General features: G+C 42.7%; 2 protein-coding genes and 1 pseudogene. All 3 read right to left on the reverse strand.

Features of this window, described 5'->3' with window-relative positions:
- Nucleotides 1–353: 353 nt before the first annotated feature.
- Nucleotides 354–1,028: pseudogene (locus PX481_RS23780) on the reverse strand (DUF1345 domain-containing protein).
- 162 nt (nt 1,029–1,190) lie between these two features.
- On the reverse strand, nt 1,191–1,736 hold the full coding sequence (locus PX481_RS23785) for a hypothetical protein (RefSeq protein ID WP_002757655.1): 546 nt from the start codon (nt 1,734–1,736) through the stop codon (nt 1,191–1,193).
- 36 nt (nt 1,737–1,772) lie between these two features.
- Nucleotides 1,773–1,964 (reverse strand): HMA2 domain-containing protein, encoded by a 192-nt coding sequence (locus PX481_RS23790; protein WP_002757656.1) that lies wholly within the window; start codon nt 1,962–1,964, stop codon nt 1,773–1,775.
- Nucleotides 1,965–2,250: the final 286 nt, after the last annotated feature.

The following is a 2,250-nucleotide window of genomic DNA, read 5'->3' on the forward strand; positions in this document are numbered from 1 at the left end:
AGATGCACAATTAGCCCTAAAAATCTGATAGCTCTGATACCAAATTATTGAGATAAACTCTCATTAAGCTGGCGATCGCTGACTAGAGTGTGACACTTCATAATTCTTAGTAATCGCTAAAAGTCTTACTATACAAGGGCTAGAGCAACTTTTGATTTCAACGACTAGGGTGCGGAATGTGGGTTAAAAAACTACACCTATGAGATCGTACCGCAGCCACATCTAAAAGAGGTGGTTCTCTCAACATCATGGGGAAGAATGTATAGCAGAATACAAAATATCAGATTTACTGATCACCATAAGCAGGGGAGATATCCCCGATAGACATTTGGCTCGTTTGAGATCAGACACAATTAAATGAGATTAGAAATTATGTTTACCACTAAACCGATGACTACTGCTACTAAGATAAAAGAGAGGATGGAATGAAAGAGTGTCATGCGTCGCATCGCAACGCTTTCAACGGATACGTCCGATGTCTGGTAACACATAGCGATAGTAAAAGAGTAATACATAAAATCCCAATAATCCACAAGTTCTTGATTGGGAAAGTCTAAACCTTTGCGGTAAGCGGATGAATCTTCTGCGGATAGTTCATCGTACTAGAGTCTGGCATAATACAGAGCAAAAAAAGTATGTACCAGAGTCCAAGACAAAAAGATCGCTAATAGGGACAGTCCCATGTGCAAATTCGTCAACAAGGGAGTCCATTTCTTGGAGTTGTTGAGTAATAAAGAAAGAGCAATTAACCCCATACCAGAAAATAGCAGCACAGCAAATAAAGTGCTAATACCCTTGGGTTCTTGCTGTTGAGACAGACGAAAGGTATCTTCCGCAGTCGCTTTGGACATTTGCACTGCTAAAACACTCAAATAACTTAGTATCGCTAGATCGTAAGCCAAGAGAAACCGCAATTCCTGGTAAAATTCTCCCGTGATTAAATAAACGAAAATTGCCACTGTCAGCGTGAAGAGAAACCGGTTGATGGGAGAAGTCAGCCGAAAAATCATTTTGGGCTTGGCGGTCATTTTTAAGAGCCTTGATTTTCACAGATCTAGTTTAGTTGAAACGGTATGGTTTTCTCAGGATAGCCTAGCAGTCAATTCTCAGGCGAGAGCAGTAAACTGGCCCCTCTTTTCCCTTCGGGTAAAAATTCTCGATCGAATTGGCAATTTAGTCCCAGACAAGGCCTAATCAGTTGCACTCCTCGTACCTGAAATAGAGATTGCGAGCCTGTATTTTGGAACTTTTAAAGGTATTTGCGATATTTTTTCAATCGAGCTTCTGCCGGTGCTGGTAGCGCAATCTATGGTTGCCGGACTGTGGACGTACCACCGCCTCAGCCAAGCTGAACCGATCGCTGCCACCGGCTGTAAGGCGGCGAGGCAGTCTTCTAGTTTCTCGATTGATTCAGCCTGCTCTTGACACTGGCGCTGCCAAGAATTGACGGGTAAGGCTTCCAGCTGCCGATAAACTAAAGTTTGGCTCGGTATCTCGTTTAGAGGATTTTTATCATCTTTACTTTCTCCTGTCTGGGGACTGATCACTGTTTGGGTCTGTTCCACCTTTGCATCGGCCAGATTTTCCCTCACCAGCAATTTCTCTTCCGGGGGACGAGGAACTTGTTTTTCCGCCTTGAATTCAGCTTTCTGGGGGACTTCTGCCCCTGGGTTCGCCGAAGCTGCGGCCTTGCCGATCGCGGTTGCCAGTTCTTGCTCTAATTGTGCGGGAGACATTTTCCCTTCAGCAAAGGTGACAATGATTGAGTTAGCCTAGGGGTTGATGCGGACGCTGGTAACGCTTTCTAGAGCAGCGATCGCTCCCTGGAGAATATTTTGTCCTGTTAGGTTTTGGCGCAGGGAAGGGACACGCCAGCGGATTCGCCCAGGAAGTGAGCTAACCACTTGATAGGAGATTGGGGGGGTAGCATTTGTGGAAAATTCAGACGTGCCACCAAATAGCATAATAATTTAGCCAATAAGCATTGACAATAGGAACTTTATCATCTTTTACAGTAGATTTATTGCAGCAGTTCTCATTTTGAAAAAAATCAGATAAAATTCTCTTATTTAAATAGAGAACTTGTGTAGAAGCATTATTTTTTGACAGATAATTATCATCCAACGCTGGAGATAGACAGGTTTTAAGAACTCTGTCCATGAAAAATAGATTTCAACTCATAAATTCAGATGAAATTCCAACAAAATTTTTAGTTTTTTTATAAACAACTTTCTTTTTCTCCTTCAAGAG

The sequence above is a fragment of the Microcystis sp. M53603_WE2 genome (genome assembly GCF_030065435.1).